The sequence below is a fragment of the Bradyrhizobium sp. BRP56 genome (assembly GCF_020194035.1).
In the GTDB taxonomy this organism is placed as follows: domain Bacteria; phylum Pseudomonadota; class Alphaproteobacteria; order Rhizobiales; family Xanthobacteraceae; genus Bradyrhizobium; species Bradyrhizobium australafricanum.
In genome coordinates this window covers 243,342-268,102 of record NZ_JADYVV010000002.1, presented here as the reverse complement: position 1 = coordinate 268,102, position 24,761 = coordinate 243,342, and the positions used below count along the sequence as shown (strand labels likewise).

Sequence of the window (24,761 nt, the reverse complement as noted above, 5' to 3'; positions counted from 1 at the left end):
ACCGGCGCTTCGGCCGGCTTGCTCAAGGGCACTTGCCGGCGCGGGACGCAGCGGCAGCGACAAGGTCGTCAGGAAAACAGCGGCGGGGCGCGGGCTTGCGCCGAGAGGCCGGCGCGCGAACGATCGAGATCAGTGGCGAAATCAAGCCAGGCGATCCGGCTCGGCAGGCGTTCGACGGCCTGGGCCGCAACTTGCCGGCTATCAACGGGCGCACCGGTCTGCAGCACGCTGCACGCCGAGCAGCAGCCGTCATGGGCGTCGTGACCGGTCTGGTCGCCCTGCCCGGCTCCGGAGCCGGCATCGCCGTGGCAGATGGTGGCGGCCGCGAGCGGATCGGACGCGGCAAGGCTCGCCGCCCAGCAGGCCCCGATCGGCGCAAGAATCTGCACCAGCAGGGCAACCAGGACGATGGGCAGAAAATTCTTCAGCCGCCGGCGCATCGCAAAACCATCCGGGACGGAACTAACCATCATGGGCGCCGGAAGTCGAGATCGCCGATGCGTCCGGTTTCTTCCAGCCGACGGAAATAACCGAGCGTGGCACTTGCGTCACGGCAACTCCGAAATCAATCGTATCCCCTTACCCTGCCACGTGTTTTACATCTCCCGTCACAACCGCCAGTGGCGCCATCCCAATCATTTCGCAAATTGCTCGAAAATTGAACAATCGTTGCCGAAAATGATGACAAGCCTGGAAAGATAGTCTACCAATTCGGGCTCAGGCCAGCCGCGAGGTGTGTCCTGGTGGTCCAAGTCTCGGGAGGAGCCCGACGCGCACAAGCAGCGTCACCCCATCAATCAAGATCAAATCGAATTTTTGGGGCAAATAGGGTCGACACAATTTTTGGAGCAGGGCTTTCAGCCCTGCTCTTTTTTTATGTGATGATCGCAATCCGCTATGACTCCATCATTGAATCCGATCGAACGCAGCTTTGAACTCGCAGCCGCGCGTTGCGATGATTTGACACCACTGGTCTATCGCCGCCTGTTTCACGAACATCCCGAGACGCAGGCGATGTTTCGCACCGAAGGCAGCGAGCCTGTAAAAGGCTCGATGCTGCAGCTGACGATCGAAGCCATCCTCGATTTCGCGGGCGAACGCCGCGGACATTTTCGTCTGATCGAATCGGAAGTGTTCTCGCACGACGCCTACGGCACGCCGCGCGAACTGTTCGTGGCATTCTTCGCCGTGATTGCCGATACGCTGCACGACATTCTCGGCGAGCAGTGGACTGCGGAGATCGATGCTGCGTGGCACAAGCTGCTCGGCGACATCGAAGCCATCGTGCTGCAGCAGAAACATCTCGTGGACGAGAGGCCGTAGCGTCACCGTTCCGATTGTGACACACTCGCTTTATCCGCGGCGCGTGCAACTGACGCCGACGGTTAGAAAAACGAAGAGGGAGCAAGCAATGCCAGGGACCGACAAGGGGATGGACAAGGCGTCGACGACGCGGCGCGACCTTCTGCAAATGGCGGCGGCAGGTGGAGCTGCGGCCGGCCTGTTCGGCGGAATGGGCATGACGACGTCCGCGCTCGCCGCCGAAATGGGACGCTCGGAAAAGCCGCTGAAGGCGGCATTCTCCAACGCCGGACTGCAGGCGACGTGGTGCGCACAGGGCAAGCAGGCCGCCGAGTTCTGGGGCAAGCTGTTCAACGTCGAGGTGACCTGGTTCGACGGCCAGCTCGATGCCGTCAAGCAGCGCGCCGCGATCGACAACATGGCGTCGCAGAAATGGGACTTCGTCGCGATCCAGGCGTTCGGCATCGGCACGCTGACCCAGCCGGTGCAGAAGATGATCGACGCCGGCACTCCCGTGATCGACATGGACACGCTTATTGCTCCTCTCGATCAAATTAACGTCCACTCGTTCCTCGCGCCCGACAACGAGTTCATGGGCGCCTCGGTGACCCAGGCGCTGTGCAACGCGATCGGCGGCAAGGGCAAGGTCATCATGACCCAGGGCGCGCTCGGCCACACCGGCGCGCAGGGCCGCGCCAAGGGCTTCAACTCGGTCATCAAGCAGTTCCCGAACATCGAGGTGCTGGATACCCAGCCCGCCGACTGGGACGTCTCCAAGACCGCCCGGCTCTGGGAAACCTATCTGACCAAATACTCGCAGATCGACGCCGCGTTCTTCCACAACGACGACATGGCGCTCGCCGCCTACAACATCATGAAGGCGCGCAACCGCACCAACATCCTGATCGGTGGCGTCGACGCCATGCCGCCGGCGATCCAGGCGGTCAGCGAAGGCCGCATGTTCGCGACCGTCCGCAATCCGTCCTGCCGCATCCATGGCGGCGCGATCGTCGCGGGTGTCGCCGCCGTGGTCGGCGGCGAGAAGAGCGGCCAGGGCATTCCGAAGAACGTCGTGACCGACGGTCCCGTCGTGACCAAGGCCAACGCCGCCGGCATGCAATGGATGGAGGATCACTTCCTGATCTGAGCGGGCCTCATGACGCAGGGACGCTCGGCGATCCTCGAATTGCACCAGATCACGAAGGCCTTCGGCGGCGTCGAAGCCCTTCGTGGGGTCGACTTCGCGCTGCACGCCGGCGAGATCCACGGTCTCGTCGGCGAGAACGGCGCCGGCAAAAGCACGCTGATGAAGATCATCGCCGGCGTGCACCCCGAGTTCTCCGGCCGCTTCATGCTGGACGGCAAGGAAACCCGCTTCCGCTCCACCCGCGACGCGCACGCCGCTGGCATCGGCATGGTGCATCAGGAGCTTAGCGTCGCGCCTGATCTCACGGTCGCCGAGAATGTCTTCCTCGGCAACCAGCCCACCAACCGCCTCGGCTTCGTGCAGTGGCGGCGGATGGCGCGCGAGGCCGGCGAGCAGCTGGCACGGTTTGGCATCGACGTCGATCCGATGACGCGGCTCGGCGATTTGCCGATCGGCCTGCAGCAGCTGATCGAGATCGCCCGCGTGCTGTTTTCCGGCGCACGCATCATCATCCTGGACGAGCCGACCTCCGCCCTCTCCCCACCCGAGGTCGAACGCCTCTTTGCGACGCTGCACAAGCTGCGCGACGAAGGCACCAGCATCGTCTTCATCTCGCATTTCATCGAGGACATCCTGCGGGTCTCCGACGTGGTGACGGTGTTCCGCAACGGGCGGAAGATCGCCGAGACCGCGTCCGCGGACACCACCAAGGGCGCACTGATCGAGGCCATGATCGGCCGCGGCGGCGAGGCGCTGGAACACAGCTACACCGATGACCTCATGCTCCCACAACCGGGCGGCGGCGCGGCGGTGCTGAAGGTCGATCAGCTCTCGCTCCGCCGCAGCCTGCAGGACGTCTCGTTCGAAGCCCGCTCCGGGGAAGTGCTCGGCATCTACGGCTTCATGGGCTGCGGGCAATTGGAGCTGTCGCGCATCCTGTTCGGCAAGCTGCGGCCCGACGGCGGAACGCTGGTGGTCGACGGCGCCGCCAAGACCTTCCGCAGCACCGCAGCCGCGCGGCGGGCCGGCGTTGCGCTGGTGCCGGAAAGCCGCCGCGCCATGCTGTTCCACCAGGAGCCGGTCTACAAGAACATCTCGATCAGCATCCTCGAGCGGATCTCCTCGCTGCTGCTCAAGCCGGTGCGCGAGCGCGCCATCGCCCAGCGCCAGGTCGAGCAATTGCAGATCCGGCCGCCGGTGGTCGGCCTCGATCTCGGCATGCTGTCCGGCGGCAATCAGCAGAAGGTCGCGCTGGCGAAATGGCTCGCCTACCCGCCGCGGGTCCTGGTGCTGTGCGAGCCGACCCGCGGCATGGATGTCGGCGCCAAGAACGACGTGATCAACATCGTGCGCGATCTCCGCGCCAGGGGACTGGCGATCATCGTACTGTCGACCGAGCCGGAGACGGTGCTGTCGCTGGCCGACCGGATCCTGGTGCTGAAGCGCGGCGCGGTGGTGCGCGAATTCGCGGGCGAAGCGGTCAGCAAGGACCGGCTGCTGGAGGCCGCCTAGAGCATGATCCGGAAAAGTGCGAAGCGGTTTTCCGGTGAGATCATGCTCAAACAAACAGGGAAAGCGCGATGACCACCTCATCGCGCTTGATGGAGAGACATGATGGCAAGCAGTGACGGCGCGACGGCGCGAGCGGATCACCAGCGGTCGCGCGGGCTGGCGCCCTTCCTGCGCTCGCAGATGCGCAACATCGCGCCGTTCCTGACGCTGATCTTCCTCAGTGCGTTCTTTGCGATCGCGAGCCCGTCGTTTGCGACCATCGACAATGTCGGCAACATCCTGACCCAGGTGTCGGTCACCGGCATCATCGCCGTCGGCCTCACCTTCGTGATCCTGTGCGCCGAGATCGACCTGTCGATCGCCAGCATCGCCAACGTCACCGGCATTGCCGTGGCGTACTTCACGCTGCAGGAATCCTACGTCAACATCGCCAATGTCCCGATGCCGGGCATCGTCGCGATCCTGCTGGCGCTGGCGCTGTGCGCGCTGCTCGGCCTCGTCAACGCGCTGGGGCTGACCATGATCGGCATCCCCTCCTTCATCATGACGCTGGCTATGATGCAAATCGCGGCCGGCGTCTCGGCGCTGCTGGTGCGCGGCCAGATCGCCTACAAGGTGCCGGACCTGATCACGACGCTCGGCTCCGGCTCGATCGGCGGCATCCCCTGGATCGTGATCGTCGCCGCGGTGATGCTGCTCGGCGGCCATCTGGTGCTGACCTATACGCGCTTCGGCCGCTACGTCTACATGGTCGGCGGTAACCGCGAGGCCGCGGAATTTGCCGGCCTCAACGTCAAGCTCATCCTCGGCAGCGTGATGGTGATCTCGGCGGTGTGCTCGGGGATCGGCGGCATGCTCGGCGTCGCCCATTTCGGCAGCGCCCAGCAGAACGAGTTCGATACTTATCTGCTGGATTCGATCGCGGCCGTGGTGGTCGGGGGCACCAGCCTGTTCGGCGGCCGCGGCGGCATCGGCAACACCATCGTCGGCCTGTTCGTGCTCGGCGTGCTCAACAACGGCCTCGACCACGTCAATATTGACAGCTTCCTCAAGATCCTGATCCGCGGCCTGATCCTGCTCGCGGCGCTGATCATCAACGTCTACGCGCAGCGGCTGCGGGAGCAAGCGGCGGATTGATAGTGGAGCGGAGCACGTAGCTCTCACCTCTCGTCGTCCCGGCGAAGGCCGGGACCCATAACCACAGGGTTGGGTTGTTGAGAGCAGGCTGTGGCCCCAGCGTCGGGCAACAATTTGCATTCGTGATAATGGGTCCCGGCCTACGCCGGGACGACGCCAAGTGTGTGTCGCTTGTGAGTCAAACATCCGCATTCTCGCGACATGAATTGCCCGAGCTTTGCTGTTCGTTTCACCCTCTGAAAGCAGAGGGCGCAGGGAAAGCCGGGTGCCGATCGCACCCATGGGCCCCGTGCAAAAGGTAGAAAGCACGGGGGTAGGACCACAGGTGTAACCGGAAACAACCCGGCTTTCCCTGCGCGATGGGTTACGGCTTATTTCGTGCTCTCCCCGGCGAGACTGGGCTTGCTTGTCACCGTCTTCGCAACGCGCAATGCGAAAAGACACCTGCCGCTAGGGCGTCAGGACCACACGACTTCGCCGTCCGCCTCGCGCGCACTCGTCAGTTGCGCAATCCGCGTCCACCGCATCTCGACCCGCGTTCGTGACGACCGCGAAGCGCCCCTCGATCGGGTGAGACGGAGGGATTAAACATCTGAGTTGGGGTCCACGTCAAGATAAAATTCGGAAAATACGAATATTTCCACCGCCCTCGCTACCTGGCGAAATCCGGCTGCCAGTGGCGCAGTTCGCGCGCGGCGTAGGTGACTGCGCCGATCGTCGTGAAGGATGCTGCCTCCAGCATCATGTTGCGGGCGAGCTTGAGGGCCCGCGCCTCGCAGATCGCGCGCTGCTTCTCGTCCGCGATCCACTCGAAATCGATGTTGTGCGCGAGGCCGAGGATACGGCGGATGGTCTTGGCCGCGGCGAAGCCGACGGTGTCCTGGAACAGCCGCGCCATGTAGGCCTGCCGTTCGGCCTCCAGCCGCGCGGCGCCGGCTTCGCCCGTGAACAGCGACGACGGATAACCATCACCCTTCGCATCATTGCGCCACAGCGCGAGAAATTTTCGCGAGAACCCGGCCCAGACGCCCTCGATGGTCTCGAGCAGCCACGCCTCGAAAGAGGCACGGTCGCCCGGCGCGCGCTCGTGGCCGGCGGAGGCGAGATAGGCCATCAGCAGATTGCCGATCACCGCGCCGATGTCGAAGCCCATCGGGCCGTAGAAGGCGAACTCGGGATCGATCACCCTGGTCTCGCTGTCCGTGACCATGATCGAGCCGGTGTGCAGGTCGCCGTGCAGCAGCGCCTGCGGGCTCGCCATGAATTTCAGCTTCAGCCTGGAGATCGCGACATGCAGGTCGAGGTCCTCGCGGAACGCCGCCGCCGTCGCGTCGAGATACGGCGCGGTCCAGCGGTTCTGCTCGGCAATGCGGTAGGGATCGGTGAAGATCAGGTCCTCGGTGATCTTGCAGAGCGCGTGGTTGCCGGCGAAATCGGCGATGCCCTGCTTCTTCTCCGCGGCCGAGAGTGCGAGATCGGACGTGAAGAACAGCGTCTGCGCCAGGAAGGTCGAGATATCCTCGACGAAGCGAGGGTACCGCGTGGCCTCGATCAGGCCCTTGCGCATGATGATGTGCGGCTCGAGCAGCTCCATCGCGGTAAGCGCGAGCGGCGCATCATGATGCAGCACCGCCGGCACGAGCTTTGGTGCCAGCCGTGCCTCATGCACCAGCGCCAGGTGCTCGTAATGCGCCCGCGACAGCGGCAGCGGCCAGCTCTCGCCGACGAGGCGCACATAGGGCAGCGCCTGCTTGACCGCGAGGCCGCCGCTTCCGCCCTTGACGATGAAGACGAGATTGAGATTGCCGTCGCCGACCTCGCTGATCGACCAGTCCGCCGGCGCGCCGCCGAGCTGCGCGACGATGGCGGGCAGTCCCGCGAGATAAGCCCGCAGATCGGCTTCCCGCAGGATTCGATATGCGCTCGGCCCGGAGCCCGGCTGGGACTGCAGGTTCATCGTGGTCGCCTCCTCCGCATTGCCAGGGCGAGGTTGATCCCCACTCCATTGGCATCAGTTTCTAAAACAGCATCCCCATCGGTACGTAGCCCGGGTGAGCCAACGGGTCGCGCGAACGCGCGCCCGATGACAGGCTCCGCGATACCCGGGAAAGTGATCCCGCATGTCGCTTCGCTCATGCGGGCTACTTCTGATCCCACGAAAACTGCGTATCAGAACGGCATCCCCATCAGCTTCGACAGCCGCTCGATCGAGAGATAGCCGGAATGATAGGCCCACATCGCGATCGCGAAGATCACGGCGGAAATCAGCGTGGTCCACAGCAGCTTGCGGCCCATCCGCGCCAGGATCGGCGCGCCGGGGTCGGTGCCGGGCGCGCCGACATTGTCCTCGTGCTGGCTGCGCACGCCGAACGGCAGCGTCAGGAACAGCACGAGCCACCAAAGGACGAAGTAGATCGCAAGTCCGGTGGAGATTTGGTAAGCCATGCGGCCTCAGGCCTGTTCGATCTCGACCAGGGCGCCGGAAAAGTCCTTCGGGTGGAAGAACAGCACCGGCTTGCCATGCGCGCCGATCTTCGGCTGGCCGTCGCCCAGCACCCGCGCACCCTCGGCGATCATGCGGTCACGGGCCGCGATGATGTCCGGCACGTCGTAGCAGACATGGTGGATGCCGCCGTCGGCATTGCGCTCGACGAATTTCGCGATCGGCGAGGCCTCGCCGAGCGGCTCGATGAACTCGATCTTGGTGTTCGGCAGCGTCACGAACACGGTGATGACGCCGTGTTCCGGCAGCGGCACCGCATCGGAAATCTCGGCATTGAAGGCGGTGCCGTAGATCTTCGCGGCCTGCTTGGCGTCCTTGACCGCGATCGCGACGTGATTGAGCCGGCCCAGCATCTCATTCTCCCTTTAGTTGAGCATGATCTTTTCGGAAAACCGCTTCGCACTTTTCCGGATCATGCTTAGGCTCAAACCGTCAGAACGTGCACGACGCAGATCGGCTTCTTGCCCCATTGCTCGTTCAGCGCCGCTCGCACCGCGCGCCGCACCGATTCCCCCAGCGCGTCCGGATCGCGCCGTCGCGGCTTCGGCAGGCCCTCGATCGTCGATACCACCACATCGAACACGATGTCGTCGAGCAGTTCGCCCGCCGCATTGTTCTCCGGCATGCCGACCAGATCAACCTCGGGATCGTCGACGAGCTCGCCCTGCTCGGTCATGGCGATGGCGACGAAGGCGCAGCCGGCAAAGCCCATCCGCCGCCGCTCCACCACAGCGCGCGACTTGGCGTCCTCCAGGATGGTTCCGTCCTTGTAGAGCCGGCCCGCCGGCACCTCGCCGATGATGCCGGGCTCGCCGGGCCCGAGCTTGACCAAGTCGCCATTGCGGCAGGTCAGGACCTTGGGGACACCGGCGGCGCGCGCCAGCTTGGCGTGTTCGGCCAGATGCAGCGCCTCGCCGTGGACGGGAATCAAGAGCTGCGGCCGCACCCAGGAGATCATGTCGCGCAGTTCGTCGCGGCGCGGGTGGCCGGAGACGTGCACCAGGTGCTCGCGGTCGGTGATGATCTCGACGCCCTGCATGACCAGGTTGTTGATGATCGAGCCGACCGCCTTCTCGTTGCCGGGAATGGTACGGGAGGAGAAGATCACGGTGTCGCCCTTGTTCAGGGTGACCTGCGGATGGTCGTCATTGGCGATCCGCGCCAGCGCCGCGCGCGGCTCGCCCTGGCTGCCGGTGCACAGCGCCAGCACCTTGTCGGCCGGGAAATGGCCGTAATAGTCGGCGCTGCGGAATTTATGCGAGCCGTCGAGATAGCCGCATTCGCGCGCCACCTGCACCACGCGCTCCATGGCGCGGCCGACCACGACCACCTCGCGGTCGGCGGCGTTGGCGGCGTCCGCCACCGCCCGCACCCGGGCGACATTGGAGGCGAAGGTGGTGACCGCGACCCGGCCCTTGGCGGCCTTGACCAGCTTCTTGATGGTGGCGGCGACCTCGGTCTCCGACGGCGAGCGCCCGTCGCGCACAGCATTGGTGGAATCGCCGACCAGCGCCAGCACGCCTTCATCGCCGAGCTCGCGCAGCCGCCGCTCGTCGGTCGGCTGGCCGATGATCGGGGTCGGATCGATCTTCCAGTCGCCGGTGTGCAGCACGGTGCCGACATCGGTCTTGATCGCCAGCGCGTGCGATTCCGGAATCGAATGCGCGACCGGGATGAACTCGACATTGAACGGACCGATATCGACTCGCCCGCCCGACGGGATCACCGTGACCGGGATTTTTGGCGGGTTGCGCTCGGCGGCGCATTTGGCCTCGAACAGCGCCGCGCTGAATTGCGTCGCGTAGATCTTGCAGCCGAGCTTCGGCCAGAGATCGATGATGGCACCGAAATGATCCTCATGGGCGTGCGTCAGCACGAGGCCCACCAGATTGTTGCGCTCCTTCTCGAGGAAGCGGACGTCGGGCATGATCAGGTCGATGCCCGGCAGATGCTCCTCGTCGCCGAAGGAGACGCCGAGATCGACCGCGAGGAAGGACCGCTGGTGGCGGTTGCCGAGGCCGTAGATCGACAGGTTCATGCCGATCTCGCCGACGCCGCCGAGCGGCGCAAAGGTGAGCTCGTCGGGACGCGCCATCAGTTCGCCCTCACCGAGGCTGCGGTGCCGAAATAGACCTCGCCCGCCGTCACGGGCAAGCGCTCGCCATCAGCGGTGCGGACGATCAGGCAGCCGGTATCATCGATGGTGTCGAACGTGCCCTCAAGGGTCGCCGAGCCGGTCTGGACCGCGACCTTCTCGCCGAGCCCGGCCGCGCGCTCCAGCCACAGCCTGCGGATCTCGGGGAAGCCGCGGCCGTCGTCCCAGATGCCGCGAAACTCGACCCAGGCGTCCGACAGTGCGGCAAACAGCTCCTCCGCCCCGATCTGGATGCCGAGCGCCGCGAGCGATACGGCCGGCGTCGGCGTCCCCTCGGGTGCTGCGACGACATTGGTGCCGATGCCGACGACGACCGCCAGCCGGCTCCCGATGGCCTCGGCCTCCAGCAGGATGCCCGACAGCTTCTTGCCGTTGGCCAGCACGTCGTTCGGCCATTTCAGGGTGAACTTCGGGCTGTCCGGCCCGAGCCGCAGCGCCGCCTCGATGCTGACCTTCCGCAGCGCGACTTCGAGCGACAGCCCGGCGGCAAAGCCGAGGGTGGCGGCGACCGCCGGCTGGACGTCCGTCACCTCGAGGATCGTGCTGGCGAGATTGCCGCGCGGCGCGACCCAGACCCGCTGCCGCCGCCCGCGGCCCGCGGTCTGTTCCGGCGTCACGAACCACATCGGCCCCTGCTCGCCGCCGCGGGCGCGCAGCATCGCCTCGGCATTGGTCGAGCCGATCTGATCGAAGGCGGCGAGCCGGTAGCCCGCCGCTATGGCCCGGGGCCCGAGCGTGAAGGTCATGTCAGCGTTATGCGCATGATTGGTTCCGAAAGCCAGCATCCCGATTTCGGAACCGCACGCGTCAAAATAGTGATTTGGCCGCAGCCGTGGCCACGCTCACCAGCGGGCCCGGATAGGCGAAGTAGAAGATGTTGAAGATGCCGGCGACCGCCAGCACGGTGCGCAGTTCGACGCGAACCGGGTCGAGCTTGCCGAGCGGCTGGTCGAAATACATCGCCTTGACGATCGACAGATAGTAGAACGCGCCCACCACGCTGGTCAGCACGCCGATTACGGCGAGCGTGAACAGATTGGCCTTGATCGCGGCGACGAACACGTACCACTTGCCGAAGAACCCGGCGAGCGGCGGCACGCCGGCCAGCGAGAACAGCAGCATCGCGAAGATGAAGGCGAGCAACGGGTTGGTGCGGGACAGCCCGGCGAAATCGCTGATCTGCTCCAGCGCCTGGCCGTTGCGCTTCATCGCCAGGATGATGCTGAAGGAACCGAGCGTCATCGCGACGTAGATCGTGATGTAGATCAGGACGCCCTGGGCGCCCTCGACCGTGCCGGAGGCGAGGCCGACCAGCGCAAAGCCCATATGGCCGATCGAGGAATAGGCCATCAGCCGCTTGATGTTGGTCTGGCCGATCGCCGCGAATGAGCCCAGCGCCATCGAGGCGATCGCCACGAACACCAGGATCTGCTGCCACTGGGTGACGATGCCCGGGAACGCGGTCAGCGTCGCGCGGGTGAACACCGCGAGCGCCGCGACCTTCGGGGCGGACGCGAAGAACGCCGTCACCGGCGTCGGCGCGCCCTCATAGACATCCGGCGTCCACATGTGGAACGGCACTGCCGAGACCTTGAAGCAGAGGCCGGCGAGCAGGAACACCAGGCCGAACACGATGCCGATGCTGCCGGTGGTTGCCGCGGCCGCTATGCCGGCGAAGCTGACCGTGCCGGTGAAGCCGTAGATCAGCGAGGCGCCGTAGAGCAGCATGCCCGACGACAGCGCGCCGAGCACGAAATACTTCAGGCCCGCCTCGCTCGACTTGGCATTGTCGCGCTGGCTGGCGGCGACGACATAGAGCGCAAGGCTCATCAGCTCGAGGCCGAGATAGAGCGAGATCAGGTCGCCGGCCGAGATCAGCACCATCATGCCGAGCGTCGACAGCAGCACCAGGATCGAGAATTCGAAGTTGCGGCTCGACGGCTGTGACAGGTACTCGGTCGACAGGATCAGGGTTGCCGCCGAGGCGATCAGCGCGAGGACCTTCAGGAAACGGGCGAAATCATCGACGATGAAGCTGCCGCCGAAGGTCACGAGCTTGCCGGCCGGCAACCAGAGCTCCAGCACGCCGGTCAGCACCAGGAGACAGATCGCCAGCGCCGTGACGAGCCGCGTCGTCCCCTGCCCGCGATAGGCTCCGATCATCAACAGCACCATGGCGCCGACCGCGAGCACCAGCTCCGGCAGCACCGGCTGCAACTGATAACCTGCACTGGAAAAGCTCATGACGGCGGCCTTATTGCGTAACCAGCGCGGCTGCCTTCACGGCAGTCACGGCGGTTTGGTAATTGTTGACGAGCTGCTGCACCGAGGCCGCCGACATGTCGAGCACCGGCTTCGGGTAGACGCCGAACAGGATGGTCAGCGCGATCAGCGGGAACAGCGTCACGCATTCACGGAAGGTGAGATCCTTGATCGACATCAGCGACGGCTTGACCAGCGCGCCGAACACCACCTTGCGGTAGAGCCAGAGCGCGTAGCAGGCCGACAGGATCACGCCGGTGCTGGCGAGGAACGCGGTCGGCAGCGAGATCTTGAAGGTTCCGAGCAGCGTCATGAACTCGCCGACGAATCCGCTCGTGCCCGGCAGACCAACATTGGCCATGGTGAAGACCATGAAGGTTAGCGCGTAGAGCGGCATCCGGTTGACGAGACCGCCATAGGCGACGATCTCGCGGGTGTGCATGCGGTCGTAGACGACGCCGACGCAAAGGAACAGGGCGCCGGAGACGATGCCGTGCGAGACCATCTGGAACATGCCGCCGGCGACGCCCTGCGTCGTCACCGCGAAGATGCCCATGGTGACGAAGCCCATATGCGCGACGGACGAATATGCGATCAGCTTCTTCATGTCCTCCTGCATCATCGCCACCAGCGAGGTGTAGATGATGGCGATGACGGACAGCGTGAACACGAACGGCGCGAAGTCGTGCGAGGCCAGCGGGAACATCGGCAGCGAGAAACGCAGGAAGCCGTAGCCGCCCATCTTCAGCAGGATCGCGGCCAGGATCACCGAGCCCGCCGTCGGCGCCTCGACGTGGGCGTCGGGCAACCAGGTGTGCACCGGCCACATCGGCATCTTCACCGCGAACGAGGCGAAGAAGGCCAGCCACGCCCAGGTCTGCATCGAGCGCGGTACCGCGGTGTGCATCAGGGTCGGGATGTCGGTGGTGCCGGCGTTCCAGTACAGCGCCATGATGGCGAGCAGCATCAGGACCGAGCCGAGGAACGTGTAGAGGAAGAACTTGAAGGACGCGTAGACCCGGCGCGGGCCGCCCCAGACGCCGATGATCAGGAACATCGGGATCAGGCCGCCCTCGAAGAACAAATAGAACAGCACAAGATCGAGCGCGGAGAAGGTGCCGATCATCAGCGTTTCCAGGATCAGGAACGCCATCATGTATTCGCCGACGCGCTGCGTCACCGACCTCCAGCTCGCGATGATGCAGAGCGGCATGATCGCGGTGGTCAGGATGAGCAGCGGAAGCGAGATGCCGTCGACGCCCATGTGATAGGTGATGCCGGTGGCGAGCCAGGACGCCTTCTCGACGAACTGGAAGTCGGTCGAGGCCGGATCGAAGCGCGCCACCAGGATCAGCGAGATCGCGAAGGTGATCAGCGTGGTCCACAGCGCGATCCAACGCGCCGTGCGGCTCGCGGTCTCGTCACCGCCCCGCGCCAGCAGATAGACCAGGATCGCACCGACCGCCGGCAAGAAGGTCGTGACCGAAAGGATGGGCCAGGTTGTCATTTACTGGCCTCCCAAGCCGAACATGAACCAGGTGATCAATCCGGCGGCCCCGATCAGCATCGCGAATGCGTAGTGATAGAGGTAGCCGGTCTGCAATTTCACGACGTTGCGGGTGACGTCGAGCACGCGGGCGGAGACGCCATCGGGACCGAAGCCGTCGATGATGAAGCCGTCGCCCTTCTTCCACAGCGTGTAGCCGAGCCACTTCGCCGGGCGCACGAAGATCCAGTCGTACAGCTCGTCGAAGTACCATTTGTTGAGCAGGAACTGGTACAGCATCGGCTGCTGCTGCGCGAGCTCGACCGGTAGGTACGGCCTGCGGATGTAGAACAGATACGAGATGAACAGGCCGAGCGCCATCATCACGGTGGGCAGCGGCGCAAGCCAGCCCGGCATGTGCTCCATGTCCTCGAGGATGTGCGGGTTCATCTTCACGGACTCGCGGAAGAACTCTTCCACGCCGTGCGGGTTGACGAACAGCTCCTTGAACGGCAGGCCCGCCAGGATCGAGCCGGCGGCGAGCACGCCGATCGGCACCAACATCCACACCGGGCTCTCATGCGCCGCCTCGTAGTGCTTCTGGTCGTGCGGCTCGCCGAAGAACGTCTTGAAGATCAAACGCCAAGAGTAGAACGAGGTCAGGCCGGCGGCCACGATGGTCAAGAGATAGGCGTAGGTCGCGAACGGGTTATGCGCCGCATAGGCCGCCTCGATGATCGCGTCCTTGGAGAAGTAGCCGGCGAACAGCGGGAAGCCGGTCAGCGCCAGGGTGCCGATGCACATCACCGCGAAAGTGTACGGGATCTTGCGCCACAGCCCGCCCATGTTGCGGATGTCCTGCTCGTGGTGCATCGCGTAGATCACCGAGCCTGACCCTAAGAACAGCAGCGCCTTGAAGAAGGCGTGCGTGAACAAATGGAACATGCCGACCGAATAGGCCCCCGCTCCCATCGCCACGAACATGTAGCCGAGCTGCGAACAGGTCGAATACGCGACGATGCGCTTGATGTCGTTCTGCACGAGGCCGATCGTGGCGGCGAAGAACGCCGTGGTCGCGCCGAAGAACATCACCACCGCCTGCGCGGTCGGCGACAGCTCGAACAGCGGCGACAGCCGCGCCACCATGAACACGCCGGCGGTGACCATGGTCGCGGCATGGATCAGTGCCGACACCGGGGTCGGACCTTCCATCGCGTCCGGCAACCAGGTGTGCAGCAGGAACTGGGCCGACTTGCCCATCGCGCCCATGAACAGCAACAGGCAGGTCAAGGTCAGCGCGTCGGCCTGCCAGCCGAAGAAGTTGATAGTCTTGCCGGTCAAACCAGGCGCGGCATGGAAGATGGTCTCGAAATCGGTCGAGCCGACCAGTGCGAAGATCGCGAAGATGCCGAGCGCGAAGCCGAAGTCGCCGACGCGGTTGACCACGAAGGCCTTGATCGCCGCGGCGTTGGCCGACGGCTTCTGGTACCAGAAGCCGATCAGGAGGTAGCTCGCGAGGCCGACTCCCTCCCAGCCGAAGAACAGCTGCACGAGGTTGTCGGAGGTCACCAGCATCAGCATCGCGAAGGTGAACAGCGAGAGATAGCCGAAGAAGCGCGGCCGGTTCGGATCCTCGTCCATGTAGCCGATGGAATAGAGGTGGACGAGCGCCGACACCGTGTTGACCACGACCAGCATCACCGCGGTCAACGTGTCGACCCGCAGCGTCCAGGCCACCTGCAGGTCGCCCGAGTTGATCCAGGGCAGCAGCACGACGCGCGCGTCATGGTGCATGAAGCCGACATCGACCAGGGTGAACCAGGACAGCGCCGCCGACACGAACAAGAGGCCCGTGGTGATCAGCTCGGCAAGGCGCGAGCCGGCGGCCGCCGGCTCGGAGACATGGTGATCGTCATGGCCATGGTCATCATGGCCGTGATCGTCATGGGCCGCGGAGGCATGGGCGTCGCCATGCGCATCGTCGTGATGGTCGACGGTATCGCCGCTCGGGCAGCGCGCATGGGCACCGACCAGCGAGATAATGCCTGCGAGGATGGCGCCCAGCAGCGGCAGGAATACGATTGCCTGAACCATAACTGCGCCTAGCCCTTCATCAGATTGACGTCTTCAACCGCGATCGAACCGCGGTTGCGGAAATACACCACCAGCACGGCGAGGCCGATCGCGGCCTCGGCGGCGGCCACCGTCAGCACCAAGAGCGCGAACACCTGGCCGACGATGTCGCCGAGGAAGGTCGAGAACGCCACCAGGTTGATGTTGACCGACAGCAGGATCAGCTCGATCGACATCAGGATGACGATGATGTTCTTGCGGTTGAGGAAGATGCCGAGGATCCCGAGCGTGAACAGGATCGCGGCGACCGCGAGATAGTGTCCGAGCCCGATCGTCATTTCACCCACTCCGCCGCGTCGGCGTCCTGCAGGCCCTGCCCCGACGCCACCTTGCGCATCGCCATCGCCATCTCGGGCGTGCGCGCGTTCTGCACGTTGATGTTCTGCCGCTTGACCTTGGCCTTGTGGCGCAGCGTCAGCACGATGGCGCCGATCATCGCGACCAGCAGCACCATGCCGGCGAGCTGGAAGTAATGGATGTACTTCGTATACAGCACGAGGCCGAGCGCCTCGGTGTTGCTGACATTGGTCGGGATCGCCGCGGTGATCGTCTTGGTCACGGCCGGGTTGATCACCCAGGCACCGACCACGAGCAGCAGCTCGAACATGAAGATGCCGCCGATCACGATGCCAATCGGCAGATACTGGATGAAGCCCTCGCGCAGCTCGACGAAGTCGACGTCGAGCATCATGATCACGAACAGGAACAGCACCGCGACGGCGCCGACATAGACCACGATCAGCATCATCCCGAGGAACTCGGCGCCCATCAGGATGAACAGCCCGGCCGCGTTGACGAAGGCGAGGATTAGGAACAGCACGGAGTGCACGGGATTGCGCGAGACAATCACCATGACCGCCGAGGCCACGCAGGCCGCAGCAAACAGGTAGAAGAACAGCGCCGGAAGGATCATGCCCTCACCTCACCGGTACGGCGCGTCGAGCGCGATCGACTTCGCGATCTCGCGCTCCCAGCGGTCGCCATTGGCGAGCAGCTTGGCCTTGTCATAGTACAGTTCCTCGCGGGTCTCGGTCGCGAATTCGAAATTCGGTCCCTCGACGATGGCGTCCACCGGGCATGCCTCCTGGCACAGGCCGCAATAGATGCACTTCACCATGTCGATGTCATAACGCACCGTGCGGCGGGTGCCGTCGTTGCGGCGCGGGCCGGCCTCGATCGTGATCGCCTGCGCCGGGCAGATCGCCTCGCACAGCTTGCAGGCGATGCAGCGTTCCTCGCCGTTCGGATAGCGGCGCAGCGCGTGCTCGCCGCGGAAGCGCGGCGAGATCGGGCCCTTCTCGAAGGGATAGTTCAGCGTCGGCTTCGGCTGGAAGAAATAGCGCATCGCCAGGAAGAACGCCGAGACGAATTCCGACAGCAGAAGCGAGCGGGCTGTTGCGTTGACATTGACACTCATGACGGCCTCACTTCGGCGCGATGCCGGCGAACTGCAGCACGCCGGCCACGATCACCACCATCGCCAGCGACAGCGGCAGGAACACCTTCCAGCCGAGCCGCATCAGTTGATCGTAGCGGTAGCGCGGCACGATCGCCTTCGCCATCGCGAACATGAAGAACATGAAGAACACCTTCAGGGCGAACCAGACGATGCCCGGAATCCAGGTGAACGGCGGCAGGTTGACCGGCGGCAGCCAGCCGCCCAGGAACAGGATCGACGCCAGCGCGCACATCGTGGTGATCGCGACATACTCGCCGAGCATGAACAGAAGATACGGGGTCGAGCCGTATTCGGTCATGAAGCCGGCGACCAGCTCGGATTCGGCCTCGACCAGGTCGAACGGCGGACGATTGGTTTCCGCCAGCGCCGAGACGTAGAACACGACGAACATCGGGAACAGCGGCCACACATACCAGTTCAGGATGGTGAGCTGCGGCAGGCCGATCAGGTGCGCAAGCCCGCGGGTGTTCTGCGCCTCGACCACCGCCGACAGGTTCAGCGAGCCGACGCAGAGCAGCACGGTGATGATGACGAAGCCGATCGAGACCTCGTAGGACACCATCTGCGCCGCCGAGCGCAGGGCGGCCAGGAACGGATACTTCGAGTTCGACGACCAGCCGGCCATGATGATGCCGTAGATCGACAGCGACGAGATCGCGAAGATGTAGAGAACGCCGACATTGATGTCGGAGATCACCCAGCCGAGATCGAACGGGATCACGGCCCAAGCGGCCAGCGCCAGGATGCACGACACCAGCGGCGCCAGCAGGAACACGCCCTTGTTGGAGCCGGACGGAATCACCGGCTCCTTCAGCACGAATTTCAGGAGGTCGGCGAAGGATTGCAGCAATCCGAACGGCCCGACCACGTTGGGGCCACGGCGGATCTGCACCGCCGCCCAGATCTTGCGGTCGGCGAGCAGGATGTAGGCAATCGCGATCAGGAGCACGACCAGCAGCAACAGGCTCTCCGCGACCATGATGATCAGCGGCCAGAGGAAGCCGGTCCAGAACGAGCTTGCGAAGAATTCAGCCATCAGGTCACGCTCACTCCGCTGCCGTCAGCATTCGGCCCGACGCCAGCCGCGAGCATTCCGCCATCACGGCAGAGGCCCGCGCGATCGGGTTGGTCAGATAGAAGTCCTCGACGGTCGGCTTGAATGCCGCCTTGTCGACGCTGCCGCCCTTGCCTGCCAGCGCCTTGACGTCGTCAGGCTTGCCGGCCTCGATCTGGTCGAGCCGCATCAGATGCGGGTAGGCCTTGAACATAGCCTGACGCAGCGCCTGCAGCGAGTCGAACGGCAGCTTCTTGCCGAGCACGTCGGACAGCGCGCGGATGATCGCCCAGTCCTCGCGGGCCTCGCCCGGCGGGAACGCGGCGCGGTTGGCGATCTGCGCCCGGCCTTCGGTGTTGACGTAGATACCGGACTTCTCGGTATAGGCCGCGCCCGGCAGGATGACGTCGGCACGATGCGCGCCCTGGTCACCATGGGTGCCGATATAGACCACGAAGGTGCCGTCCGGCGCCTTGATCTCGTCGGCGCCGAGCAGGAACAGCACGTCGAGCGTGCCGAAGGTCGTCATCTGCGCCGAGGTCAGTCCGCCCGCCGCCGGCGAGAAGCCGATATCGAGTGCACCGGCGCGCGAGGCGGTATCCTGCAGTACGGCAAAGCCGTTCCAGCCGTCCTTCAGCGCGCCGACGTCGACCGCGAGCTTGGCGGCCTGCGCCAGCACCGCAGCGCCGTCATGCCTGGTATAGGCGCCGGCGCCGACCAGGATGATCGGGTGCTGGGCCTTCTTCAAGACGTCGGCAAAGGAGTGCTTGCCCGCCACGAGATCGGCCAGCGTATCGGTGCCCGCGCCGAGATAGTCGTGGTCATAGGTGAAATCGGCCTTGGCGCCGATCGTACCGACCTTGAGCCCGCCGGTGCGCCAGCGCTTGCGGATCCGCGCGTTCAGCACCGCGGCTTCCTTGCGCGGATGCGAGCCGACGATCAGGATCGCGTCGGCCTGGTCGATGCCGGCAATGGTCGGATTGAAGATGTAGGAGCCGCGGCCGGCCTTGGCGTCGAACGCATCGCCGCCCTGCACGGCGAGATTGACCGAGCCGAACTTCGCGAGCATTTCCTTCAGCGCATACATTTCGTCGACCGCGGCCAGATCGCCGGCGATCGCGCCGATCCGCTTGCCGTCGCTGCGGCTGGCCTTGGCGGCGATGGCGGCGAAGGCTTCCTGCCAGGTCGCCGGCCGGAGCTGGCCGTTCTCGCGCACATAGGGCCGGTCGAGGCGCTGCGTACGCAGGCCGTCGACGATGTGGCGGGTCTTGTCGGAGATCCACTCCTCGTTCACCGCCTCGTTGATGCGCGGCAGGATGCGCATCACCTCGCGGCCGCGGGTGTCGACGCGGATCGCAGATCCCACGCCGTCCATGACGTCGACCGACTGGGTCTTGCCGAGCTCCCAGGGCCGCGCCGCGAAGGCGTAGGGCTTCGAGGTCAGCGCGCCGACCGGGCAGATATCGACGAGGTTGCCCTGCAGCTCCGAGCTCAGCGCCTGCTCGAGATAGGTGGTGATCTCCATGTCCTCGCCGCGGCCGGTCGCGCCCATTTCCGGCGCGCCGCAGACTTCGGCGGAGAAGCGGACGCAGCGCGTGCACTGGATGCAGCGGTTCATCGAGGTCTTGACCAGCGCGCCGAGATACTTGTCCTCGACCGCGCGCTTGTTCTCGGCGAAACGGCTGGTGTCGACGCCGTAGCCCATCGCCTGGTCCTGCAGATCGCACTCGCCGCCCTGGTCGCAGATCGGGCAGTCGAGCGGATGGTTGATCAGCAGGAACTCCATCACGCCTTCGCGCGCCTTCTTCACCATCGGCGAACGGGTCGAAATCTCCGGCGGCTCGCCCTTCGGGCCCGGACGGCAGTCGCGCACGGCCCAGGCGCAGCTCGCGACCGGCTTCGGGCCGCCCTTCACCTCGACCAGGCACATCCGGCAATTGCCGGCGATCGACAGCCGCTCGTGATAGCAGAAGCGCGGAATCTCTGCGCCGGCCGCCTCGCATGCCTGCAGCAGCGTGTACTCCGGCGGCACATCGATCTCTTTGCCATCGACGATGATCTTGCTCATGTCTGTCTCAAGTCTTTCCGAGCTTGCAGTCGGGCGGTGCGACGCTCGCGGTTTTCAATGAGGTCTTCACCCATTGCTGGGTGTCGGCGCCGTAGGTCGCGAGGTAGGCAGGCTGCGCCTGGTTCTTCTCGCAGAGGAACGGCAGATGCGGTTTCAGGTCGTAGTCACACGATGCCTGCCATTCGCGCTTGTCCGCGAAGGCGGCAAAGGTCTCCTCGCAGGCATAGAGGAAGTACGAGACAAAACTCTCATATTGGGACCGCTCTTCGCGACCGGCGGCCTTGATGGCCTCGTAGTCCGGCTGAGCGAATTTCGGATTCTGGAATGCGAGATCGGTGTAGCCGAGAAACGCCGAACGCGCGCTGGAAGCACGGTTCGAGGTACGGATTTCGTTGATCTGCAGCAGGATTGCAACAAAGCCGAGCAGCGCCACGGTCGCCTGCGCCATCTGCGCAAGCGTCCCGTATTTCTGCCACCATGCGGCCTGTTGCGTCATCGCCAGCATTACTCCGCGGCTACCATGTGCATGGGATCGCGAACGCCCTGATCGTCGAGATCGGCCTTGTGCGAATACTGGTCGATGCGCTCTTCGATCTCGTGACGGAAATGCGCGATCAGGCCCTGGATCGGCCATGCCGCGGCGTCGCCGAGCGCGCAGATGGTGTGACCCTCGACCTGCTTGGTAACCTCGAGCAGCATGTCGATCTCGCGCTTGTGGGCGCGGCCCTCGGCCATGCGGGTCAAGACGCGCCACATCCAGCCGGTGCCCTCGCGGCACGGCGTGCACTGGCCGCAGCTCTCATGCTTGTAGAAATAGGAGATGCGCGCGATCGCCCGGATCAGGTCGGTCGACTTGTCCATCACGATCACCGCCGCGGTGCCGAGGCCCGAGCGCAGCTTGCTCAGGCTGTCGAAATCCATCGGCGTGTCGATGATCTGCTCGGCTGGCACCATGCGCACCGACGAACCGCCGGGGATCACGGCCTTCAGATTGCCCCAGCCGCCGCGGATGCCGCCGCAATGCTTCTCGATCAGCTCGCGGAACGGAATCCCCATCGCCTCTTCGACGTTGCAGGGCCGCTCGACGTGGCCGGAGATGCAGAACAGCTTGGTGCCGACATTGTTCGGCCGGCCGATGCCGGCGAACCAGGCGGCGCCGCGGCGCAGGATGTCCGGTGCGACCGCGATCGACTCGACGTTGTTGACGGTGGTCGGGCAGCCATAGAGGCCGACATTGGCCGGGAACGGCGGCTTCAGCCGCGGCTGCCCCTTCTTGCCCTCAAGGCTCTCGAGCAGCGCGGTCTCCTCGCCGCAGATATAGGCGCCGGCGCCGTGCGCGACATAGATGTCGAACGGCCAGCCGTTGATATTGTCCTTGCCGACCAGCTTGGCCTCATAGGCCTGGTCGATCGCCGCCTGCAGCCGCTCGCGCTCGCGGATGAACTCGCCACGGATATAGACGTAGCAGGCATGCGCGCCCATCGCGAAGCTCGCGAGCAGGCAGCCCTCGACCAAAAGATGCGGATCGTGCCGCATGATCTCGCGGTCCTTGCAGGTGCCGGGCTCCGACTCGTCGGCGTTGACGACGAGATAGCTCGGACGGCCGTCCTTGGATTCCTTCGGCATGAAGGACCACTTCATGCCGGTCGGGAAGCCGGCGCCGCCGCGGCCGCGCAGGCCCGACGCCTTCATCTCGTTGATGATCCAGTCGCGACCCTTGTCGATGATCCCTTTGGTGCCATCCCAGGCGCCTCTGCGGCGCGCGCCCTCGAGGCCCCAATCATGCAGGCCGTAGAGGTTCTTGAAGATGCGGTCCTTGTCGTCGAGCATGCTCAAAACTTTCCGAACATCACCGATTGGCTTGCGAATAAGCGAGCCCGGCAGCGCAGCCGCCGAACACGATGGCCCACAACAGGCTGGATTCCACCGTGGCGCTCAGGCCGTAGCGTTGCAGCAGGAACATGAAGCCGGCCGCGACAGCGGTATGCAGCGCGATCGTGCGCCAGGCCTTCATCGCAGCGCCCTTTCCTGCCTTGTTTTCCTGCCCGTTTGCCAGCACCTGAAAGCTCCGCATCAGGTGGTTTCCTTCAGCGTCGTCGGCCCGCCCGCGGGCGCCGAGAACTGACGGTCGATCTGCGGACCCGGCTTCGGCGGATTGCCGGCGGCAAAGCCGTCGAGCACCTTGCCGAAGCTTTCCTTGGTCAGGTCCTCATAGGTGTCCTTCCAGATCAGCACCATCGGCGCGTTCACGCAGGCCCCTAAGCACTCGACTTCTTCCCAGGAGAAGTTGCCGTCCTTCGACAGCTGGAAGGGATCGTGATGGATGCGGTGCTGGCAGACCTCGATCAGGTCGGCGGCGCCGCGCAGCCGGCACGGCGTGGTGCCGCACACCTGCACATGCGCCTTCTTGCCGACCGGTGAGAGCTGGAACATCGTGTAGAACGTCGCGATCTCAAGCATGCGGATATGCGGCATCTCGAGCAGGTCGGCAACGGCGCGGATCGCGGCTTCCGAAACCCAGCCGTCATGCTGCTCCTGCACGCGCCAAAGGATCGCGATCGCGGCCGAGGCCTGACGGCCCGGCGGATACTTCTCGATCTGCTTCTTGGCCCAAGCAAGATTCTCGTCCGTGAACGTGAAGTTCGCGGGCTGCAATTCCTTCGGGGCAAGGCGGCGGACGGACATCGATCAAACTCTCATTGCGCGCGGTTCGGATGCGGACATCGTCACCGGTCGACTTCGCCGAACACGATGTCCAGCGAGCCCAGGATGGCGGAAACGTCGGCCAGCAGATGGCCCCTGCAGATGTGATCCATCGCCTGCAGATGGGCGAAGCCCGGCGCGCGGATCTTGCACTTGTAGGGCTTGTTGGTGCCGTCGGCGACGAGGTAGACGCCGAACTCGCCCTTCGGCGCCTCGACCGCGGCATAGATTTCGCCGGCCGGCACGTGCACGCCTTCGGTGTAGAGCTTGAAGTGATGGATCAGCGCTTCCATCGAGCGCTTCATCTCACCGCGGCGCGGCGGCGCGATCTTGTTGTCCTCGACCACGACCGGGCCCTGCCCGTCGGGTGCCTTGAGCTTCTGGATGCACTGCTTCATGATGCGCACCGACTGGCGCATCTCTTCCATGCGGATCAGATAGCGGTCGTAGCAGTCGCCGTTCTTGCCGATCGGAATGTCGAAATCCATCTCGGCGTAGCACTCATAGGGCTGCGACTTGCGCAGGTCCCAGGCCGCGCCCGAGCCGCGCACCATCACGCCGGAGAAGCCCCACTCCCAGGCTTCCTTGAGCGGCACCACGCCGATGTCGACGTTGCGCTGCTTGAAGATGCGGTTCCCGGTGAGCAGCCGATCGAGGTCGTCGACCACCTTGAGGAACGGATCGCACCACGCCTCGATGTCGTCGATCAGCTTCGGCGGCAGGTCCTGATGCACGCCGCCGACGCGGAAGAACGCCGCGTGCATGCGCGAGCCCGAGGCGCGCTCATAGAACACCATCAGCTTCTCGCGCTCTTCGAAGCCCCACAGCGGCGGGGTCAGCGCGCCGACGTCCATCGCCTGGGTGGTGACGTTGAGCAGATGCGACAGGATGCGGCCGATCTCGCAATAGAGCACGCGGATCAACTGGCCGCGGCGCGGCACCGTAATGCCGAGCAGCTTTTCCGCCGCGAGGCAGAACGCATGCTCCTGGTTCATCGGCGCGACATAGTCGAGCCGGTCGAAATAGGGAATCGCCTGCAGATAGGTCTTGTGCTCGATCAGCTTCTCTGTGCCGCGATGAAGCAGGCCGATATGCGGATCGACGCGTTCGACGACTTCGCCGTCGAGCTCCAGCACAAGACGAAGCACGCCGTGCGCCGCCGGATGCTGCGGCCCAAAGTTGATCGTGAAGTTACGAAGGTTTTGCGGCTGTTCATTCATGGCTTCGGCTCCGCCTTGGCCTTCTCATCGCCGGGCAGCGGATAGTCCGCGCCTTCCCAGGGCGAAAGGAAATCGAACTTGCGGAATTCCTGGTTGAGCCGGACCGGCTCGTACAGCACCCGCTTCTCCTGGTCGTCGTAGCGGACCTCGACGAAGCCGGTGAGCGGGAAATCCTTGCGTAGCGGATGGCCGTCGAAGCCGTAATCCGTCAGCAGGCGGCGCATGTCGGGGTGGCCGGTGAAGATCACGCCATAGAGGTCGTAGGTCTCGCGCTCGAACCAGTCGGCGCCGGGGAAGACGCCGATGATCGACGGCACCTGCGTGGTCTCGTCGGCCTGCCCGCGCAAACGGACGCGCGCGTTCAGCGTCGGCGACAGCAGATGGTAGACGACGTCGAAGCGCTTCTCGCGGCTCGGATAGTCGACCGCGGTCACGTCGGTGACGTTGACGAAACGGCAGCCGGGATCGTCACGCAGAAACCTGGCGACCTCCACGATTCTGCCAATCTCGACGTCGATAGTGAGCTGATTGAACGCGACCGAGTGCGCCGTGGCCGCGCCCGGAAGCGCGCTCACGATCGTCTGCCCAAGGGCGTCGAGCTTGCCGTCGTCCATACCTGA

24 protein-coding genes are annotated in these 24,761 nt (G+C 64.7%); 4 read left to right on the top strand and 20 right to left on the bottom strand.

Going from position 1 to position 24,761, the window contains the following annotated elements:
• Positions 1–68 precede the first annotated feature (68 nt).
• Entirely contained in the window at positions 69–473 is a 405-nt protein-coding gene (locus tag I6F38_RS03020) for a DUF2946 domain-containing protein (protein ID WP_225158997.1), read from the bottom strand.
• A gap of 424 nt (positions 474–897) precedes the next feature.
• On the opposite strand from I6F38_RS03020, the gene I6F38_RS03015 reads away from it, so the two are divergent.
• From I6F38_RS03015 to I6F38_RS03000, 4 genes are all read left to right on the top strand, one after another.
• Positions 898–1,323, top strand: coding sequence for a globin (locus I6F38_RS03015; protein WP_225158996.1), 426 nt, complete (start codon positions 898–900; stop codon positions 1,321–1,323).
• A gap of 88 nt (positions 1,324–1,411) precedes the next feature.
• A complete protein-coding gene (locus I6F38_RS03010) occupies positions 1,412–2,449 on the top strand; it encodes a sugar ABC transporter substrate-binding protein (RefSeq protein ID WP_016848453.1) in 1,038 nt (345 codons plus the stop codon).
• Between the two features lie 9 nt (positions 2,450–2,458).
• Complete coding sequence (locus I6F38_RS03005; RefSeq protein ID WP_225158995.1) at positions 2,459–3,961, top strand: sugar ABC transporter ATP-binding protein; 1,503 nt, start codon at positions 2,459–2,461, stop codon at positions 3,959–3,961.
• Between the two features lie 102 nt (positions 3,962–4,063).
• The gene (locus I6F38_RS03000) at positions 4,064–5,098 is read left to right on the top strand and encodes an ABC transporter permease (RefSeq protein ID WP_038385101.1); all 1,035 of its coding nucleotides are present in this window, start codon (positions 4,064–4,066) and stop codon (positions 5,096–5,098) included.
• A 652-nt stretch (positions 5,099–5,750) separates the two neighbouring features.
• Here the strand turns inward: I6F38_RS03000 and mtnK are convergent.
• From mtnK to I6F38_RS02905, 19 genes are all read right to left on the bottom strand, one after another.
• Positions 5,751–7,055, bottom strand: coding sequence for an S-methyl-5-thioribose kinase (mtnK, locus tag I6F38_RS02995; protein WP_225158994.1), 1,305 nt, complete (start codon positions 7,053–7,055; stop codon positions 5,751–5,753).
• A 212-nt stretch (positions 7,056–7,267) separates the two neighbouring features.
• Positions 7,268–7,543 (bottom strand): DUF1467 family protein, encoded by a 276-nt coding sequence (locus I6F38_RS02990; protein WP_057016477.1) that lies wholly within the window; start codon positions 7,541–7,543, stop codon positions 7,268–7,270.
• A 6-nt stretch (positions 7,544–7,549) separates the two neighbouring features.
• On the bottom strand, positions 7,550–7,954 hold the full coding sequence (mce, locus tag I6F38_RS02985) for a methylmalonyl-CoA epimerase (protein WP_016841811.1): 405 nt from the start codon (positions 7,952–7,954) through the stop codon (positions 7,550–7,552).
• A 71-nt stretch (positions 7,955–8,025) separates the two neighbouring features.
• The gene (locus I6F38_RS02980; RefSeq protein WP_018271852.1) at positions 8,026–9,696 is read right to left on the bottom strand and encodes a ribonuclease J; all 1,671 of its coding nucleotides are present in this window, start codon (positions 9,694–9,696) and stop codon (positions 8,026–8,028) included.
• Complete coding sequence (locus I6F38_RS02975) at positions 9,696–10,502, bottom strand: biotin--[acetyl-CoA-carboxylase] ligase (RefSeq protein WP_225159057.1); 807 nt, start codon at positions 10,500–10,502, stop codon at positions 9,696–9,698. The genes I6F38_RS02980 and I6F38_RS02975 overlap by 1 nt, the downstream gene beginning before the upstream one ends.
• 61 nt (positions 10,503–10,563) lie before the next feature.
• Positions 10,564–12,000 carry an NADH-quinone oxidoreductase subunit NuoN gene (gene nuoN / locus I6F38_RS02970; protein ID WP_225158993.1) on the bottom strand — a complete coding sequence of 479 codons (1,437 nt, stop codon included), beginning with the start codon at positions 11,998–12,000 and terminating at the stop codon, positions 10,564–10,566.
• A gap of 10 nt (positions 12,001–12,010) precedes the next feature.
• Positions 12,011–13,525: an NADH-quinone oxidoreductase subunit M gene (locus I6F38_RS02965; protein ID WP_225158992.1), complete on the bottom strand. Its 1,515-nt coding sequence runs from the start codon at positions 13,523–13,525 to the stop codon at positions 12,011–12,013.
• Positions 13,526–15,598, bottom strand: a complete 2,073-nt coding sequence (nuoL, locus tag I6F38_RS02960) for an NADH-quinone oxidoreductase subunit L (protein WP_225158991.1) — start codon at positions 15,596–15,598, stop codon at positions 13,526–13,528.
• 8 nt (positions 15,599–15,606) lie between these two features.
• Positions 15,607–15,915 (bottom strand): NADH-quinone oxidoreductase subunit NuoK, encoded by a 309-nt coding sequence (nuoK, locus tag I6F38_RS02955; RefSeq protein ID WP_016841823.1) that lies wholly within the window; start codon positions 15,913–15,915, stop codon positions 15,607–15,609.
• Positions 15,912–16,550, bottom strand: coding sequence for an NADH-quinone oxidoreductase subunit J (locus I6F38_RS02950; protein ID WP_028333975.1), 639 nt, complete (start codon positions 16,548–16,550; stop codon positions 15,912–15,914). Before I6F38_RS02950 ends, nuoK begins: the two co-directional genes overlap by 4 nt.
• A 9-nt stretch (positions 16,551–16,559) precedes the next feature.
• Positions 16,560–17,054, bottom strand: coding sequence for an NADH-quinone oxidoreductase subunit NuoI (gene nuoI, locus I6F38_RS02945; protein WP_018271854.1), 495 nt, complete (start codon positions 17,052–17,054; stop codon positions 16,560–16,562).
• A gap of 7 nt (positions 17,055–17,061) precedes the next feature.
• The gene (gene nuoH, locus I6F38_RS02940) at positions 17,062–18,132 is read right to left on the bottom strand and encodes an NADH-quinone oxidoreductase subunit NuoH (RefSeq protein WP_018271855.1); all 1,071 of its coding nucleotides are present in this window, start codon (positions 18,130–18,132) and stop codon (positions 17,062–17,064) included.
• A 10-nt stretch (positions 18,133–18,142) separates the two neighbouring features.
• A complete protein-coding gene (gene nuoG, locus I6F38_RS02935) occupies positions 18,143–20,218 on the bottom strand; it encodes an NADH-quinone oxidoreductase subunit NuoG (RefSeq protein ID WP_225158990.1) in 2,076 nt (691 codons plus the stop codon).
• A 7-nt stretch (positions 20,219–20,225) separates the two neighbouring features.
• Positions 20,226–20,714, bottom strand: coding sequence for a hypothetical protein (locus I6F38_RS02930; protein WP_137477838.1), 489 nt, complete (start codon positions 20,712–20,714; stop codon positions 20,226–20,228).
• 8 nt (positions 20,715–20,722) lie between these two features.
• Positions 20,723–22,048 carry an NADH-quinone oxidoreductase subunit NuoF gene (gene nuoF, locus I6F38_RS02925; protein ID WP_069276819.1) on the bottom strand — a complete coding sequence of 442 codons (1,326 nt, stop codon included), beginning with the start codon at positions 22,046–22,048 and terminating at the stop codon, positions 20,723–20,725.
• A 19-nt stretch (positions 22,049–22,067) separates the two neighbouring features.
• The gene (locus I6F38_RS02920; protein WP_225158989.1) at positions 22,068–22,292 is read right to left on the bottom strand and encodes a hypothetical protein; all 225 of its coding nucleotides are present in this window, start codon (positions 22,290–22,292) and stop codon (positions 22,068–22,070) included.
• Positions 22,292–22,903 carry an NADH-quinone oxidoreductase subunit NuoE gene (gene nuoE, locus I6F38_RS02915; protein ID WP_225158988.1) on the bottom strand — a complete coding sequence of 204 codons (612 nt, stop codon included), beginning with the start codon at positions 22,901–22,903 and terminating at the stop codon, positions 22,292–22,294. Before nuoE ends, I6F38_RS02920 begins: the two co-directional genes overlap by 1 nt.
• Before the next feature lie 41 nt (positions 22,904–22,944).
• Positions 22,945–24,141 carry an NADH-quinone oxidoreductase subunit D gene (locus I6F38_RS02910; RefSeq protein WP_092077512.1) on the bottom strand — a complete coding sequence of 399 codons (1,197 nt, stop codon included), beginning with the start codon at positions 24,139–24,141 and terminating at the stop codon, positions 22,945–22,947.
• Positions 24,138–24,755 carry an NADH-quinone oxidoreductase subunit C gene (locus tag I6F38_RS02905; protein ID WP_076825355.1) on the bottom strand — a complete coding sequence of 206 codons (618 nt, stop codon included), beginning with the start codon at positions 24,753–24,755 and terminating at the stop codon, positions 24,138–24,140. Before I6F38_RS02905 ends, I6F38_RS02910 begins: the two co-directional genes overlap by 4 nt.
• Positions 24,756–24,761: the final 6 nt, after the last annotated feature.